14 protein-coding genes are annotated in these 16,156 nt (G+C 62.4%); 6 read left to right on the top strand and 8 right to left on the bottom strand.

All coding sequences use genetic code 11. From position 1 onward, the window contains the following. Window positions 1–23: 23 nt before the first annotated feature. Complete coding sequence (gene pncB / locus Q0X85_RS16295) at window positions 24–1,316, bottom strand: nicotinate phosphoribosyltransferase (RefSeq protein WP_297773669.1); 1,293 nt, start codon at window positions 1,314–1,316, stop codon at window positions 24–26. Between the two features lie 286 nt (window positions 1,317–1,602). Here pncB and Q0X85_RS16290 point away from each other — a divergent pair, with 286 nt between their 5' ends. The 6 genes from Q0X85_RS16290 to Q0X85_RS16265 all read left to right on the top strand — a co-directional run bounded on the left by Q0X85_RS16290 (window position 1,603) and on the right by Q0X85_RS16265 (window position 7,287). Next, complete coding sequence (locus tag Q0X85_RS16290) at window positions 1,603–2,733, top strand: TRAP transporter substrate-binding protein (protein ID WP_297773667.1); 1,131 nt, start codon at window positions 1,603–1,605, stop codon at window positions 2,731–2,733. A gap of 78 nt (window positions 2,734–2,811) precedes the next feature. Continuing rightward, a complete protein-coding gene (locus Q0X85_RS16285; protein ID WP_297773664.1) occupies window positions 2,812–3,396 on the top strand; it encodes a TRAP transporter small permease subunit in 585 nt (194 codons plus the stop codon). After that, window positions 3,393–4,814 carry a TRAP transporter large permease subunit gene (locus Q0X85_RS16280; protein ID WP_297773661.1) on the top strand — a complete coding sequence of 474 codons (1,422 nt, stop codon included), beginning with the start codon at window positions 3,393–3,395 and terminating at the stop codon, window positions 4,812–4,814. The genes Q0X85_RS16285 and Q0X85_RS16280 overlap by 4 nt, the downstream gene beginning before the upstream one ends. Continuing rightward, complete coding sequence (locus Q0X85_RS16275) at window positions 4,804–6,147, top strand: amidase (protein ID WP_297773659.1); 1,344 nt, start codon at window positions 4,804–4,806, stop codon at window positions 6,145–6,147. Before Q0X85_RS16280 ends, Q0X85_RS16275 begins: the two co-directional genes overlap by 11 nt. 15 nt (window positions 6,148–6,162) lie before the next feature. Then, window positions 6,163–6,321 carry a hypothetical protein gene (locus Q0X85_RS16270; protein WP_297773657.1) on the top strand — a complete coding sequence of 53 codons (159 nt, stop codon included), beginning with the start codon at window positions 6,163–6,165 and terminating at the stop codon, window positions 6,319–6,321. Window positions 6,322–6,324: 3 nt separating this feature from the next. Next, window positions 6,325–7,287, top strand: a complete 963-nt coding sequence (locus Q0X85_RS16265; RefSeq protein WP_297773655.1) for a D-glycerate dehydrogenase — start codon at window positions 6,325–6,327, stop codon at window positions 7,285–7,287. A 301-nt stretch (window positions 7,288–7,588) separates the two neighbouring features. Here the strand turns inward: Q0X85_RS16265 and mdoH are convergent, their stop codons facing one another. The 7 genes from mdoH to Q0X85_RS16230 form a co-directional block, all read right to left on the bottom strand. After that, window positions 7,589–9,472, bottom strand: coding sequence for a glucans biosynthesis glucosyltransferase MdoH (mdoH, locus tag Q0X85_RS16260; protein ID WP_297773654.1), 1,884 nt, complete (start codon window positions 9,470–9,472; stop codon window positions 7,589–7,591). Continuing rightward, window positions 9,460–10,998 carry a glucan biosynthesis protein G gene (locus Q0X85_RS16255; RefSeq protein WP_297773652.1) on the bottom strand — a complete coding sequence of 513 codons (1,539 nt, stop codon included), beginning with the start codon at window positions 10,996–10,998 and terminating at the stop codon, window positions 9,460–9,462. Before Q0X85_RS16255 ends, mdoH begins: the two co-directional genes overlap by 13 nt. Further along, the gene (locus tag Q0X85_RS16250; protein ID WP_297773651.1) at window positions 10,962–12,194 is read right to left on the bottom strand and encodes an OpgC domain-containing protein; all 1,233 of its coding nucleotides are present in this window, start codon (window positions 12,192–12,194) and stop codon (window positions 10,962–10,964) included. The genes Q0X85_RS16255 and Q0X85_RS16250 overlap by 37 nt, the downstream gene beginning before the upstream one ends. A gap of 36 nt (window positions 12,195–12,230) precedes the next feature. Next, a complete protein-coding gene (locus Q0X85_RS16245; protein ID WP_297773650.1) occupies window positions 12,231–13,607 on the bottom strand; it encodes a tetratricopeptide repeat protein in 1,377 nt (458 codons plus the stop codon). Window positions 13,608–13,816: 209 nt separating this feature from the next. After that, on the bottom strand, window positions 13,817–14,287 hold the full coding sequence (locus tag Q0X85_RS16240; RefSeq protein ID WP_297773648.1) for a DUF302 domain-containing protein: 471 nt from the start codon (window positions 14,285–14,287) through the stop codon (window positions 13,817–13,819). Window positions 14,288–14,365: 78 nt separating this feature from the next. Next, the gene (locus Q0X85_RS16235; RefSeq protein WP_297773647.1) at window positions 14,366–15,541 is read right to left on the bottom strand and encodes a CoA transferase; all 1,176 of its coding nucleotides are present in this window, start codon (window positions 15,539–15,541) and stop codon (window positions 14,366–14,368) included. A gap of 10 nt (window positions 15,542–15,551) precedes the next feature. Further along, window positions 15,552–16,156: thiamine pyrophosphate-dependent enzyme (locus Q0X85_RS16230; protein WP_297773645.1), on the bottom strand; the 605-nt coding region annotated here is incomplete at its 5' end.

Raw genomic sequence — 16,156 nt, 5'->3', positions numbered from 1 at the left:
GAAGGGCCTGCGCGCGGCGGCGTTTATACGACCACGTCGATTTCTTCTTGCGCGCCGACGTCGAACACGCGCTTGTAACGCGCGATCTCGCTTTCGGGGCCCATCGCCTTGCGAGGATTGTCCGACAGCTTGACGGTGGGGCGGCCGTCTGCCGCGACGGCCTTGCAGACCAGAGAAAACGGGGCCAGCGAGTCATCCTGTGTCAATCCGCGAAAATCGTTGGTCAATAGAGTGCCCCAGCCAAAAGAGCAGCGCACTCGCCCTGAAAACCGCTGGTGCAGAGCGATGATACGATTTTCATCTAGGCCATCGGAGAAGATGACCATCTTCTGCCTGGGGTCCTCGCCGCGGTCGCGCCACCAGTCTATCGCGATTTCCGCGCCGGCCTCGGGGTCGCCCGAGTCTATGCGTATACCGGTCCAGCCCGCGAGCCAGTCTGGCGCGTTTTCCAGAAAACCCTTGGTGCCATATGTGTCCGGGAGAATGATGCGCAGGTTTCCGTCGTGTTCCTCGTGCCAATCCGACAGAACATCGTAGGGCGCGCGCGCCAAGGCCGCGTCATCGTCGGCGAGGGCGGCGTAGACCATCGGCAATTCATGGGCATTGGTCCCGATGGCCTCCAGATCGCGGTTCTTGGCGATGAGACAGTTGGATGTTCCGACGAACCGCTGGCCCAGTCTTTCGTGCATGGCTTGAACGCACCAGTCCTGCCACAGAAAGGAGTGTCGGCGCCGTGTGCCGAAATCGGCGATGCGCAGGCCGTCAATGGGCCGTAGGCGCTCGACTTTCTCCCACAGCTTGGTCATCGCGCGGGCATAGAGCACCTGAAGCTCGAATTTCTTCATGTCGTGCAACACCGCGCGTGAGCGCAATTCCATCAGAACGGCCAGCGCGGGGATTTCCCAGAGCATGACCTCGGGCCATTTTCCTTCGAATGTCAGTTCGTACTGACCATCGCGTTTTTCGAGATGGTAAGGTGGCAGGCGCAGCGTCTCGAACCAGTCCATGAATTCGGGCGTGAACATGCTGCGTTTGCCATAGAATGTGTTGCCCCGCATCCACGTGCTCTCGCCGCGGGACAATGACAGCGAGCGGATGTGATCGAGTTGTTCGCGCAATTCGCCCTCGTCCACCAGATCGGCGAGGCGAATGGAGGTGCTGCGATTGATCAGTGAAAATGTTACGGTCGTATCACGGCTGTTGCGAAATACTGATTGGCACATCAAGAGCTTGTAAAAATCCGTGTCGATCAGGGACCGGACGATCGGGTCGATCTTCCATTTGTGATTGTGCACACGTGCGGCAATATCGACCATGGCGCGACCTCCGGGGGATAATTGCAGCGGTTAAAGCAAAGCGAACCGGGGCGTGCAAGGCGGATCGGAGGGGCCTTTGCCCCGAGCCGTGGCCCGCGGAGGCTGTTTGACGTGCAAAATGCGGGTATTTGGTAAATTAATCTTACCAGAATGCTTGCCTTTGGACGGATAACCGTTACGATTGTGCTCGTGTGGAGGATTGCAGGGCCTCGAATCGGCCGTGGTAAATAGGGTTTGCCCGCCATCCAGATCGCGATCTGACGCAAGAAAACTATGGGAGGATACTATGACAGACAAGGCGAAGTTTGACCGCCGTTCGTTCCTGCGCCGCGCGGCGGTAGGGGCGCCGGTGGCGGCTGCGAGCACGCTCGCGGCACCGGCGGTATTGGCGCAAGCGCCGATCGTGCTGAAAATGCAGACATCCTGGGGGGCCGGGAATATCTGGCAGGAATTCGCACAGGACTATGCCGACCGGGTGGAGGAAATGTCCGGTGGCCGTCTCAAGATCGACGTGCTGCCCGCAGGCGCCGTCGTGGCTGCGTTCCAGGTGCTCGATGCGGTGAACGATGGTGTTCTCGACGCCGCGCACTCGGTGCCGGTCTACTGGTATGGCAAGAACAAGGCCGCATCGCTCTTTGGTACCGGCCCGGTCTTTGGTGGCTCGGCCACCACGATGCTGAGCTGGTTCTACGAAGGCGGCGGCAAGGCGCTCTATGACGAGCTGACCCAGGACATCCTCGGCATGGATGTTGACGGCTATCTCGGCTTCCCGATGTTCGCGCAGCCCTTTGGCTGGTTCAAGGAAGAGGTGAACACCGCCGAGGACCTCGACGGCTTCAAGTATCGTACCGTTGGCCTCGCGGCGGACCTGCTGCAGAGCATGGGCATGTCGGTTGCACAGCTTCCGGGCGGCGAGATCGTGCCCGCGATGGAGCGTGGCGTGATTGACGCGTTCGAGTTCAACAACCCGTCCTCGGACAAGGATTTCGGCGCGCATGACGTGGCGAAGAACTACTATCTGTCGTCCTACCACCAGGCATCGGAAAGCTTCGAGTTCCTGTTCTCCAAATTCACCATGGAAGAGCTGGACCCGGATCTGCGCGCGATCCTGAAATACGGCGTCGAAGCCGCTTCGACCGCGAACACCGCCAAGGCGATGCGTCGGTATTCGTCCGATCTCAAGTGGTTGCAGGAAGAGGCGGGCGTCACCGTGCACCGCACCTCGGAAAACATCCTCGCGGCACAGCTTGAAGCCTGGGACAAGCTGATCCCGGAACTGGAGCAGGATCCGTTCATGAAGAAGACCCTCGACAGCCAGCGCGCCTGGGTCGAGCAGGTGACCTTCTATGAGCTGATGAACTCGCCGGATTATGCCCTGGCCTACGATCACTATTTCCCCGGCAAGCTCAAGCTCTGAGCACGGGCAAAGACCTGATTGAAACAGGCCCCGGCGCATGAAACGCCGGGGCCGCTTTCCAACTAATGGGGGCTCCGCGTGATCGGTTTCATACGTTTCGCTGACAACCTGTCGGCCTGGTTCGGCAAGGCATTCGCCTGGCTGATCGTTCTGATGTCGGTCGGTACCGGCTATGAGGTGGTCTCGCGCTACCTCTTCAACAATCCGACGGCCTGGGCCCTCGACGTGTCCTTTATAATGTACGGGACCCTGTTCATGATGGGCGGGGCCTATACGCTGTCGCGGGGCGGGCATGTGCGGGGCGATTTCCTCTATCGCCTGTGGCAGCCGCGCAACCAGGCCAAGATCGATCTGGTGCTCTATATCCTGTTCTTCTTTCCGGGCGTCACCGCTCTGATCCTCGCGGGGTGGAAATACGCCGCGCGCTCGTGGTCCTATGGCGAGGTGTCGGTCAACAGCCCGGCGGGTGTGCCGATCTACCAGTTCAAGACGGTGATCGTTGCCGCAGGCATTCTGCTCTTCATTCAGGGACTGGCCCAGGTCTGCCGCTGCATTCATTGCATGCGCACCAATGAATGGCTGGCCGCCGAGGAAGACGTCTTCGAGACCGAAGACCTGTTGATGCAAAAGGCCGCCGAGGCCGAAAAGGACGCACATCCATGACCGATCCGCAAATCGCCCTGATGATGCTGGGCCTGTTCATCGTCTTCGTGTTTCTGGGCTTTCCGATCGCCTTTACATTGATGGCCATGGGCATCGGCTTTGGCTATTACGCCTATTTCGAAGAGCGCCGGATGTGGCGCGAATTCAACCGTCTCGATGAGACGGTGGCGAGCACATGGGACCAGTGGTCTCTCTGGATAGAGGGGTTCTTCAGCAACCGAATATTCGATCTGTTCGTGAATCAGACCTTCACGGTGATGTCGAACGAAGTTCTGACCGCCGTGCCGCTGTTTCTGTTCATGGGCTATATCGTCGAACGCGCCAATATCGTCGACCGGCTGTTTTCCACGCTCAATGTCGCGGCCAAGAACATGCCGGGCTCGATGGGTGTGGCCGCGCTCATCACCTGCGCGCTCTTTGCCACCGCCACCGGCATCGTCGGCGCGGTTGTCACGCTGATGGGTCTGCTGGCGCTGCCGGCGATGCTCAAGGCGCGCTACGATCCGTCGTTCGCCTCCGGCATCATCTGCGCGGGCGGCACATTGGGCATTCTCATTCCGCCGTCGATCATGCTGATCGTCTATGCGGCGGCCTCGAACGTGTCGATCGTGCGGCTTTACGCGGCGGCGTTGTTGCCCGGCCTGACACTGGTGAGCCTCTATCTGATCTACGTGATCGGACGCGCGATGATCCAGCCCTCGGTTGCGCCGAAACCCAGCAAGGAAGAAGTGCCCGACATCCCGATGACCAAGCTCATCCTGATGATCGTGACCTCCTTCGTGCCGCTGGCGTTTCTGATCATGGCGGTGCTCGGCTCGATCCTCTTCGGTCTGGCAACGCCCACCGAGGCCGCGTCCATCGGCGCGCTTGGCGGCATCTTCCTCGCCTTCGTCTACCGGGCGATGACATGGCAGCGGATGCGCGAGAGCGTCTATCTCACGGTGCGCACCACGGCGATGGTCTGCTGGCTCTTCGTCGGCTCCTACACCTTCTCGGCGGTGTTCTCTTATCTGGGTGGCGAGCATGTGATTTCAGAGTTCGTGCAGGGCCTCAACCTCAGCCCGCTGGCCTTCCTGTTGTTGGCACAGCTGATCATCTTCCTGCTCGGCTGGCCGCTGGAATGGTCGGAGATCATCATCATCTTCGTGCCGATCTTTTTGCCATTGTTGCAGTTCTTCGAGGTCGATCCGCTGTTCTTCGGCATTCTCGTGGCGCTCAACCTGCAAACGAGTTTTCTGACGCCACCAATGGCCATGTCGGCCTATTATCTCAAAGGGATCGCGCCACCGGAAATCCGGCTGACACAGATCTTCTCGGGGGTGATGCCGTTCCTGTTCTGCGTCTTCATATCAATGGCGCTGATGTATATCTATCCGCAGATCGTCTTTTATCTGCCGGAGTTGATGTATGGCGGATAAGATCGACATGCTCTCCCTGGACGCTTGCGCCTTGCGCGAGCGTCTGGCCTCGGGCGCGATCAAGGCGGTTGACCTGATCGAAGCCTGTATCGCCCGGATCGAGGCGCGCGAACCCGAGGTCCAGGCTTGGGCGTGGTTCGATCCCGACTTCGCCCGCTATCAGGCCAAGGCGCTCGATGCGCATCGGCAGGCGGGGCGGCCCGTTGGCCCGCTGCACGGGCTACCCGTTGCCTTGAAGGACATCATCGATACCGCCAAAATACCGACGGAAAACGGCTGTGCCCTCGATGCGGGCCGCGTGCCGATCAAGGACGCAGCCCTCGTGGAGCGGCTGAAGGCGGCCGGCGCGGTGATCATGGGCAAAACGGTCACGACCGAACTGGCCTATCTGCAGGGCGGCAAGACGCGCAACCCGCACAATCCGGCGTACAGCCCCGGTGGATCTTCTTCAGGGTCCGCGGCGGCGGTGGCTGATGGAATGGTGCCGCTCGCCGTAGGTACGCAGACCGGCGGATCGGTGATCCGGCCTGCATCCTATTGCGGCGTGACAGGCTACAAGCCCAGCTTTGGCGCGATTCCGCGGACAGGCGTGCTGATGCAATCACCAACGCTCGACACCGTGGGGGTGTTCGCCCGCACGCCTGCGGATGCCGCGCTCTTGTCCGAGGTGCTGATGGGGCACGATGCCGGGGACACGGCCACATCGCCGCAGCCAACCCCGGCCCTGTTGTCCATCGCGCAATCCAAACCGCTGGTAAAGCCGGTCTTTGCTCTGGTCAAACCACCCGGCTGGGCCGAGGCCGACCCGCAACTCCATGCCGCCTTTGACGAACTGGCCGAGGCGCTTGGCGATCAGGTCTTCGAGGCGCCGTTGCCCAAGGCGTTCGAGGAGGCGGCGGTTATTCGCGAACGGATCAATTTCGCGGAAATGGCGCGCTATTACTATCGCTACAGCAAACAGATGGATATGCTTGGTCCGCGAACACAAGACGCCCTGACCAAGGGCAACGCGATCCTAGCGCGCGACTACCTCGCGGCACTCGACTGGCCCGGTGTGCTCTATGCCGGGCTGGAAGAGATCTTCGAGCGTTGCGACGCGGTCCTCTGCCCCGCCGCCACCGGCCCCGCGCCCGAGGGGCTGGAATTTACGGGCAACGCGATCTTCAACGGGCTCTGGACGCTGACCGGCGTGCCGGCCGTGACGGTGCCTGCCTTCACCGCCGAGAACGGCCTCCCGATGGGCGTGCAGATGGTCGCCGCGCGCGGCAATGATGCGCGCCTCTTGCGCACGGCAAACTGGTTTCAAACCTGGCTGAGCGAGGCCGGGGAATGACGAAAGGATGACGACATGAACAGGCTATTGGCCCTTTTCGCCTTCGCGGTTCTGGCTGCGTTTCTCTATATTCTGGCCAGCGAGATCGGCGCGATTGATCTCTGGATCGTGACGGTCTTTGCCGCCGGGCTGGCGGCTTATGACTTCATCACCTCCAGCCAGAACAAGAGCTGAGCCATGGCCAAGCCGGTGATCTGGATTCCGCGCCGCCTGTCGGATGCGACGCTGGAGCGTGCCCGCCGCGATTACGAGGTGATCGTGAACGAGGCCGACACCCCCGGCAGCGCCGAGGACATCGTCGCGATGAGCGCAAAGGTGGACGGGATGATCCCGTGTCACTCCGAGCATTTCAGCGCGGATGTGGTGGCCCGTCTTGATCCGCGGCTCAAGATCGTGGCCAATCACTCGGTGGGTGTCGATCACTGCGATCTGGAGGCGCTGAAAGGTGCGGGCGTGGTGGTGACGAACACGCCCGACGTGCTGTCGGATGCCACCGCCGAGATCGCCATGCTGCTGATGCTGGGCGCGGCGCGCCATGCGGTGCGCGGTGATCGTCTGGTGCGGCAGGGCGAGTGGGACAGCTGGTCGCCGTCATTCATGGTCGGCAAGCAGATGACCGGCGCACGGCTGGGCATCGTGGGCATGGGCCGCGTCGGGCGCGCCTTTGCCGAAAAGGCGCGCGGTTTTGGCATGGAGATCCACTATCACAACCGTTCGCGCCTCGCGCCGGATGTCGAGCAGGGCGCGGTCTTTCACGAAGATGTGGAGAGCCTGCTGGAGGTTGCGGATTTCCTGTCCCTGCATTGCCCGGCGACGCCCGACACGGTCGATTTGCTGAATGCCGAGCGTATCGCCAAGCTGCCCAAGGGGGCGGTTGTGGTGAATACCGCGCGCGGCGCGCTGGTCGATGAAGACGCGCTATTGGCCGGAATAGAGTCCGATCATATCGCCGCCGCCGGTCTCGATTGCTTCAAGGTCGAGCCGGGCGGTAACCCGGCCTTCGCGGGCCATGAAAACATCTTCATGCTGCCGCATATCGGCAGTGCCACCCGCGCCACGCGCGACGCGATGGGGTTTCGGGCGCTCGACAATCTGGATGCGTTCTTTGCAGGGGATGCGCCGGGGGATCGTCTGGTTTGAGAGGGCGGTGTGGGCTGCGGGTATGTGTTGGCCTGGAGCGCACATCTGATTGAAGTACCCTGCGCGAAACGCGACCGAAGGCCGCCGCGCATCGCCGTGCCGCCCCCCGGCGCGGCGATTTGGCTGCAACCTGCTCTGTGATCAGTTCTTTTACGGATTTGGCAGACATAAAGGACTGCCTAACTCACGTTGGATCGCCACACCGCGGCACGACGATGCGCGGCTCACGGCAACGGCAGCTCCAGGCGCGCAAATACCACGCCGGCAACCCATATTGGTAGCAAGATACTTAAATCAGACCCTATTCCGCCGCAATCGGCGGTGCGTCTGCCGCGCGAAACAGGGCGCGATGTGCGCGGGCCTCCTCCAGGATCGACGGCGTGTCGATCATCTCGGGCGTCGCCATCACGTCACGCAACCAGCGCCATTCGCCCAGCCGCAGACCCGACAGCATCGACAGCGGCACGGCGGCGATCAGGCTGATCGCGATCGGCAACAGCCAGAGCGACACGAGCCCCGCCGCCATGCCCGCGAACAGCAGCGCCCCGCTCACCGTCTCCAGCAGGTGGAATTTCAGCACCGTGCCGGGGCTGTAATCGCCGCCCTTGCGCGCCTGCGGTAACCAGATCGGGCGCATCCCGATGACCGAACGCAGCACCGCCACCAGCTGTTGCACCATCATGATCGGCGCGAACAGGATCGACAGCAGGATCTCGACCACCAGCGACACGGTGAACCGCAGCGCCCCGCCAAAGCTGCGGATCGGCACATCCGTCAGTCCAAGCGCCACCGCGCCCATCAGCTTCGGCGCCAGCAACATGCCATACATGAAGAGCAGGATCAGAACCGAACTGACCCGGCTCATCTCCGGCCAGACCGGGTAGAGCGGGTTTTCCATCGAGAAATAGGTGATCACGCTGTTATGCCCGTTGCCCAGAAGCGCCCAGATCACCAGGAGCCCGAACCAAGCAGGCGACAACAGATAGCTCATCGCCCCGTGAAAGAGGTGAAAGCGCGACACGGCATGAAAGCCGCGCGTGGCCAGCAGGCTAAGGTGTTGCAGGTTGCCATGGCACCAGCGCCGGTCGCGCAGCGCATAATCGATCAGGGTGGCAGGCGGCTCTTCATAGCTGCCTTTGACCGAGGGCATGAAGCGCACCGCCCACCCGGCCCGCCGCAACAGCCCCGCCTCGACGAAATCATGGCTCAGGATCAATCCGCCCCGCCCGGTCAGCGACGGCATTTCCGGCAGCCCCGCGCAATCGGCAAAGGCCCGGGTGCGCAGGATCGCGTTATGACCCCAGTAATTGCCCTCGGAGCCGGTCCAGCCCGCCAGCCCCTCGGACAGCAGCGTGCCGTAGACCGCCGCCGAAAACTGCTGCATCCGGCCAAAGAGCGTGTCCGACCCCACCACCATCGGCGCCGATTGAATGAGGCCCGCCGTGGGATCGGCCGACATCTCGTCCGACAGCGCGACAATCGCCTCGGCGCTCATCAGGCTATCGGCGTCGAGCACCAGCATCGCATCATGCGCCGCCCCCCAGTTTTCCAGCCATTGCCCGATATTGCCCACCTTGCGCCCGGTATTCTGCACCCGGCGGCGATACCAGACCGCGCGATCGCGCGGCAGCGCGGCGCGCAACGTGGCAAAGGCACGCTGCTCGGCCATCGCGATGGCCGCGTCCTGCGTGTCCGACAGGATGAACAGGTCAAAGCGGTGCGCAGGCCCCGCCGCGCGCAGCGCCGACATCATGGCGCAGGCATTGCCGAACACCTCTGACGTCTCCTCGTTATAGATCGGCACCAACAGCGCCACGCTCAGCGGCGCGGGCGTGGCACGCGCCTGCGCGCGCTTGTGCATCAGGTGACAGGCCAGCCCCAGCGTCGCGGTGCCCACGGCCAGCGCGATCCAGAAAAACGTGATCATCACCAGCGCCAGCAGCACCCATTCCAGCCACCACATGCCCCCCACCGACAGCCAGTCACCAAAGGCAAGGCCTAGCGCTCCGGTGGTCAGCGTGGCGGGCAGGAAGGTGGCCGCGCGCCGCCACCAGTAATTCAGATTGGGTCGCCAGGCGGGCGCGTTAGGGTCGTGATGCGCCCGGTTCAGGCTCTGAATCGGGTGATCCAGAGGGGCAGGCGGCGGCATATGCGCCGCGCCGGGAAAGGGAGTCAGGCGGTCCATCGGTAGAGCCACACCTCCGACACGCCGCGCCCCTCGTGGAACAGCTGCGCGCGCATTTCCGCCGCCGTCACCTCGCCGGGGTCAAACGAAAACGCAAGGCGCGGTCCACCGGTTTCGGGATTGCGCTGCACCAGACCCTCCGAGGTCTCCAGCCGGGCGGAATAGACGTAGAGCACCAGATCGTCGAAATCCTCGGGCAGCGCATCATGCGGGGCGAAATCAATCGTCACCACTTGGCGCAGGTCATTGGGAAAGCCGCGCCCGATCCGGGTCTCGATCACCCGCGCCACCGGCTTTTTCTCTTCAATACCGCCGGTCCATGTCATGCCGTAGCTGAAACTGTGCTCAGCCCCGTCGGCCAGCGGCTCACGCGGGCGCCAATAGGCCACGATATTGTCGTAGATTTCCTTGGTCGTAGGGATCTCCACCAGCGTGACCGCCCCGCGCCCCCAATCCTCGCCCGGCGTGATCCACAGGCTGGGACGCTCATGATAATGCGCCTCAAGATCGTGGAAATCCGAATAGGCGCGCGACCGCTGCGACAGGCCAAAGCCCTGCGGATTGGTGTCCACAAAGCTCGAAATTTGCAGATCACGCGGATTGCCCAGGGGCCGCCAGAGCATTTCGCCATTGCCGTTGAGAATACTCAGCCCGTCGCTGTCATGCACAGCCGCACGGAAATCGTCGAACCGGTGCCGGTTGGTGGCGTCGAAATAGAACATTGAGGTCAGCGGTGCGATGCCCACATTCTCCAGCGCGACGCGCGGCATCAGCGTGCAGCGCACCTCCACCTCGGTCTCCGCCCCCTCGGGACGCATCGTGAAATGGTAGATCCCGGTCACCGACGGGCTCTCCATCAGCGCATGCACCTTGTGGGTGCTGACACCGGGCGCCGGTTTCTCGATCCAGAACCGGGTGAAATCGGGAAATTCCTCACCCTCGGGCGCGCCGGTATTGAGCGCCAACCCTCGCGCCGACAGGCCGTAGACCAGATCGCGCGCGATCACCCGGAAATAGCTGGCCCCCTGAAACACCGCGTATTCCTGGAAAATCCCCGGCTTTTCGAGTTCCGCCCGCAGGCGCAGGCCGGAATAGCCAAGATGCCCGTCAAGCGGCAGATCGGGGGCCTTGTCGGTCTTGTCGAACAGCGAGAAATCAAACGGCAGGGTGCGGGTCATGCCATCTTCGACAAGGTTCACCTCGACGGTATGCGGGAAATACAGCCCCGGCAGAAAAAGATCGACTTCGAGCGTGCTATCGGCCTCGGACCAGAGCGCATCCTTGCTGCGGAACCAGATCGAGCGATATTCGTCATAGCTCATGTCGCGCCACGCCTGCGGCACGGTCGGGCGTTTGGCATAGGGCTTTGCCGCCACCTCGCGCGCGAGATCGAGCAGCATACCTTCGGAAAACGGCTGCGCCTCCTGCGCGCGGGCGAGGCCGGGGAACAGCGCGACCGCGCTCAGCGATTTCAGAACGTCACGCCGGATCATTTCGCGGCCCGCCACGGCTGTGATTTGAACCATGCGACGCTATAGGCCACCACGATCAGCGCGCCAAAACCCACGAAATTGGCCAGCACCATGTTCCACGTCGTGCGCCCGATCTGGTCCATCACGAACCCCGACAGCCGGGCAAACACCATCGAGAACACGAACACCGCGAGCGATTGCTGCCCGACCTTGAGGATCATCTTCAGAAGCCCGCCCCAGATACGCGACAATAGCCCGCTCCCCACTGCCCTGAGGCGCGCGCCGCCGTCACCCGCCGCAGCCCAGCACAGATAGGCGAGGGCAAGGAAATGCACGTAGCGCAGAATTCCGAAATCGGACTTATTGAACAGGCCCGTGTTGTCGATGCGCCAGCCGCGCGCCCAGTCAAAGCCGAACTCGCGCATGCCGATATGCGACAGCGGCACATTGGCGATGACGATCACCAGCGCCAGCCCGATCAGCCACATGTTCACCGGCGGTTTCGGAATCCAGCCGCGCATGAAGGCAAAGCCGGTGAAGAACACCAGCTGCCAGCCGAACGGGTTGAAGAACCACTTGCGATCCGACCACGGCTCTGCCGGAAAGCCGAGATGCAGGTCGATCAGGCCCAGCGCATCGAGCACCGCGCGTTGTGCGAATAGCCAGATCAGCGCCATCGCTCCGAACACCGCCCAGACGCTGATCCGGCTCAGCGCGATCATCAGCGGCATCATCACGAGGATGACCATATACATCGGCAGGATGTCGAAATAGTTGGGGACATAGGTGAGCGTAAACAGGCCCAGTAGCTGCGGCCCCGGATCGGCAAAGAACTTCCACAGGTTCAGCGTGCCGATATAGGTCTTGTCAAAATCGCCGAAGTGGTCGAACGCCGCCAGCAGCGTGGCGATGACAAAGAACATGCCGATATGCGCCCAGTAGACCTGCCACACGCGATAGCCGACGCGCCCGGTGCCAAGCGTCCAGCCCGCCCGATCGAAGGTGCGGCCAAAGGCGATGGCCGAGGCCATGCCGGAGCAGAACACGAAGATCTCGGTCGCATCCGAAAAGCCCCAGCGCGCCGGAATCCAGCTGGTAAAGAAATTGCTCGGGGTATGGGCGCAGAGGATGATGAACATCGCCAGCCCGCGAAAGAAATCCAGCCGGATATCGCGGGTCGTGGCGGCGGGACTGGCATGCGCCTCGGTCGCGAGGCGGTGCGTCATGGCAGGATCGGCAACACTCGTCATTGCGGTGTCGGCTCCTTTTCTTTTATTTGTCGGCACCTATTCCGCAGGCAGGCGGTCTGCCTCGTCCCACCCACTGCGGGCATCGGCGATCAGATCAAGCCGTGAACTGGCATAGCCATCAAGCCGCCCCGCGCGCTGTGCCGTGCGCTCTTGCAGGATGGTCTCGGCATCGTCGAGAAACCCGCCGCGCAAGGCGGAATCGATTGTGAGCCGCTCAAACACGTCACGTTGGGCATGGCTACCCCCGGCCAATTGCATGGAACGTCTCGCTCTTCCAAGGTTGAGGAACGCGGTCTTGTAATCGCCTTCGCCAAACGCCTCAAGTCCTGTTGCCGCCGAAAGGCCGGGATTGGCCATGCGTGCCATGAGATCACCACTATTGGAGTGCTTGGCATCGCGGTGCAAGCGCGCCATCATTTGTCGTATCGCTGTATCACGATTGTCACCGATGAGAGCCATCAGGTAATGGAGATCGGCGAAGATCAGGCAGGCATCCTCGGTGCGCCGCTCGGAGATATCGGCCAGTTCCTCCCAGCGGTCGCCCACGTCATGCCCCTCAAGCTCCAGTCGCATCAGCAGCGAGGTACCGTTGGAGATGTCACGGAAATCGTCAGTATGATCGCTGCGCACCTCGGTGTCATAGAGGCGAAACACGGCGTCGATCTCGCCCTGATCAAGATGCATCAGCGCCTTGTGCCACCAGACATGGTAGCGAAAGTTGTTACAATGCGCCCAAGCGTGTTCACGTCCTTCCAGCCAATTCAGCCCAGCGCGGGCATTGGCCGTCATGTCAAAGACATGCGCGACCGCGTGCAACCCCCACGCGTCGTCCGGCGAGAGGCTGAGCCCCAGGCGCCCTGCCGTCTCGGCGCGGGCATATTCTCCGGTTTCTTCGAGACAGAACGCGTGACAGCCAAAGAGATAACCGCGTGCCGGGTTCTGGGCGTCGTAGGCGGGCAGCAATGCCTCGACCGAGGCACGCATGCCGGTGCGGTCTCCGAGAATGAATCGGGTGGCGTGGCTGATCTTCATGGCCAACGCGTCTTCAGGCCAGCGCGTCAGCACCGCCTCCATCTCGCGCACCGTCTCGGACGGGCGGCCGTTGAGCCAAGCGCCGAGGGCGCGGATATAGCCCATCTCACGAGCAGTCAGGGCATAACGCCCGGCGATGGCCTCTGCCGTGACGTGGGCTTCTTGTGCGGTGGCATTCAACTCGCGCCGCCCCAGCATCAGCAGAAACAGCCCCTTGGTCGCATGCGCCATGGCAAAATCCGGCTCTTCTCCGAGAGCCTTGCCCAGGTATTCGGGTGTTGTCGCGGCGTGGGCGAGGAAGGCGAGCACCATCTTGTCCCACGCTTCTGCGGCGATGGGCGATGATACGGTCATATCATACCCGAATTGATCCAAACGCATGACCCGATATCCTTTTCGGCAGTAATTCAACACTCAGCTAGCCCGCTATATATGACAGCGGCAACACGGGAGGGACCAACCTCACCAATACGTTATCCCGAGTTTAACCAATGTGACGAAACAACGGCACTCCGAGTCGCGTATAACGCGAACAAAATAGGCGCATTTCTGCCCAGAGTGCGCGCAATCGGCAGTTGCTCGCCCAAGGATCACTCGGACATGGCGGATTTCGCGACAGTTTCGAAAACACTGTCCAGTTCCGTGGCCAGATCGCGTAGATCATCGCCGCCCTCGTCGAAATAGGGGTAAAATACCGCCGTCGGCGTCTTGTAGCTGAGGGTGGCGGTGCCATCGGCGTCTTCGGTCACATACATGCGAATCGGGGCCTCGATCCCGGCGGCGATGCTCGCCTCCAGCATGCGGCGGGCGTAATCGTTGCGGTAGAGCCCAAAGACCCGGTTGCCGGGGATGGTATGGCCCTGCATGCGCGCCCCGTCCGAGGCGCTCGCCTGTGTCACGATGGCGATGGGCGCGGCGCTGACGGCATCACGCACCGCCTGCACCAGATCGGCAAAGCTCTTGCCGGTGTCGTGGATCACCCAGCCCTCGCGCGGCTCCAGCGCCTGCGCGGGCGCGGCAAGGACAGTGAGAATTGCGAGAAGTTTCAGAAACCGTTGCATGAATAATCCTCCGGGTTGATACCCGGAGAGCTACGCGACACCTCGAGTTGCGGCAAATCACGTGCCCGCGATCCGAGGTTACAGATCGTCGTTTAGCCGCTTCAATACCGCCTCGGTATCCGCCCCCGTGGCGGGTGGCGCGAACCGATAGCTGACAGGCGTGCGCGAGAATTTGAGCGGATTGCCAATCAACCGCACCTCGCCCGTCGCGGTCTGCGGCGCGGGCAGGGTGACGGTCATCCCGCGCGCCTGCGCCTGATCGCTTTCCAGCGCCTGCTCAATCGTGTTGACCGGCCCCACGGGCACCTTGCGCGCCTCCAGCCCGTCGATCACATCCTGCATCGTCCGGCCCATCAGCGCTTCGGCGATCATCGGCACGAGGGTCTCGCGATGTGCCAATCGCGCCGTGTTCGTGACGAAACGCGGATCGGTGGCCCAGTCGGGCTGGCCCAGATAATCACAAAACCGGGCATATTGGCTGTCATTGCCCACCGCGACGATCACATACCCATCCGATGTGGCAAAGACTTGATAGGGCACGATATTGGGATGTGCATTGCCCGCACGCATCGGCGCGACACCAGAAGTCAGGTAATTCAGCCCCTGATTGACCAGCCAGGACATCGTCGTATCCACTAGCGCCAGGTCAATATGCTGCCCCTCACCGGTCGCATCCCGGTGCCGCAACGCCGCCAGAATTCCCGTGGCGGCATAAAGCCCGCAGACCACATCGGCCACGCCAACGCCGACCTTCATCGGCTCTTCGCCCGCCTCGCCGGTGATCGACATAATCCCGCCAAAGCCCTGCGCCATCAGGTCATAGCCCGGCTTGTCGCGGTTCGGCCCGGTCTGGCCAAAGCCCGAGATTGAGCAATAAACAAGTCCCGGATAGGCGGCGCAAAGCGTCTCGTGATCGAGACCGTATTTGCGCAGACCCCCGGGCTTGAAATTCTCTATCACCACATCGGCGCGTCCGGCCAGATCGTGCAGCATGGTCTGCACCTCAGGGTCGGTCAGGTCCACCGCCACCGATTTTTTGTTGCGGTTCGAGGACATGAAATAGGCCGACAGGTCCGTCGCCTGCCCCGCCGCATCCACCGCGAAGGGCGGCCCCCATTGCCGCGTGTCATCCCCCGCCAGGCTCTCAATCTTGATCACCTCGGCCCCCAGATCGCCCAAAAGCTGCGTGCAGGTCGGCCCCGCCAGAATACGGCTGAGGTCGAGAACGACGAGTCCGTCAAGCGGGCCGGGCATGGGCATCTCCTCAGATCCGGTTGTCGTAAGAGCCGCGGTCGATCTCGGCGGCGATGACGGTAAACGTGTCGGCCTGTTGCGCCTCGTCCAATGCCGCGCGCAATTCGGCGCGGTTGGTGACGCGCACGCCATTGCCACCAAACGCGGCCCCAATGGCTGCGAAATCATGATGGCCAAAATCGACAGCCAGATTGAGCATCTGCCGCTCGCGCTGCTTCTTCTCGATCAGCGCAAGGCTCGCATCGACGAAGACGACGAAGATTACCGGTAGCTTGAGCTCTGCCACGGTCGACAACTCGCCCGCCACCATCAGGAACCCGGCGTCGCCCGAGAAACTGACAACGGTGCTCTCAGGCGTGGCAATCTTGGCCCCCATCGCCAGCGGCACGGCGCAGCCCATGGTGCAAAGGGCTGTGGATTGCAGCACCGAACGGGGGTGATGTGTCACCCACATCTGCGACAGCAGGATACGATGTGCGCCACTGTCCACGGTGGCGATGCTGTCCTCGGGCAGCACCGCACGCGCCTCGGCGATCACCGCCGCCGCGCCCCAGTCATCATCGCTCGGAAAGGCCCGCGCCAGCGCCGCGCGCGCCCCGGCCACCTCGCCGCCGG

Source organism: uncultured Roseovarius sp., assembly GCF_947259555.1.
GTDB lineage: Bacteria > Pseudomonadota > Alphaproteobacteria > Rhodobacterales > Rhodobacteraceae > Roseovarius.
The sequence above is the reverse complement of the archived record's forward strand: the minus strand, read 5'-3'. Positions and strand labels throughout refer to the sequence as shown.

Bases quoted from the DNA above. Each gene is read 5' to 3' on its own strand.
- pncB (WP_297773669.1), bottom strand. From the start codon at position 1,316: ATGGTCGATATTGCCGCACGTGTGCACAATCACAAATGGAAGATCGAC.
- Q0X85_RS16290 (WP_297773667.1), top strand. From the start codon at position 1,603: ATGACAGACAAGGCGAAGTTTGACCGCCGTTCGTTCCTGCGCCGCGCG.
- Q0X85_RS16280 (WP_297773661.1), top strand. From the start codon at position 3,393: ATGACCGATCCGCAAATCGCCCTGATGATGCTGGGCCTGTTCATCGTC.
- Q0X85_RS16275 (WP_297773659.1), top strand. From the start codon at position 4,804: ATGGCGGATAAGATCGACATGCTCTCCCTGGACGCTTGCGCCTTGCGC.
- Q0X85_RS16270 (WP_297773657.1), top strand. From the start codon at position 6,163: ATGAACAGGCTATTGGCCCTTTTCGCCTTCGCGGTTCTGGCTGCGTTT.
- Q0X85_RS16265 (WP_297773655.1), top strand. From the start codon at position 6,325: ATGGCCAAGCCGGTGATCTGGATTCCGCGCCGCCTGTCGGATGCGACG.
- mdoH (WP_297773654.1), bottom strand. From the start codon at position 9,472: ATGGACCGCCTGACTCCCTTTCCCGGCGCGGCGCATATGCCGCCGCCT.
- Q0X85_RS16255 (WP_297773652.1), bottom strand. From the start codon at position 10,998: ATGGTTCAAATCACAGCCGTGGCGGGCCGCGAAATGATCCGGCGTGAC.
- Q0X85_RS16250 (WP_297773651.1), bottom strand. From the start codon at position 12,194: ATGACGAGTGTTGCCGATCCTGCCATGACGCACCGCCTCGCGACCGAG.
- Q0X85_RS16245 (WP_297773650.1), bottom strand. From the start codon at position 13,607: ATGCGTTTGGATCAATTCGGGTATGATATGACCGTATCATCGCCCATC.
- Q0X85_RS16240 (WP_297773648.1), bottom strand. From the start codon at position 14,287: ATGCAACGGTTTCTGAAACTTCTCGCAATTCTCACTGTCCTTGCCGCG.
- Q0X85_RS16235 (WP_297773647.1), bottom strand. From the start codon at position 15,541: ATGCCCGGCCCGCTTGACGGACTCGTCGTTCTCGACCTCAGCCGTATT.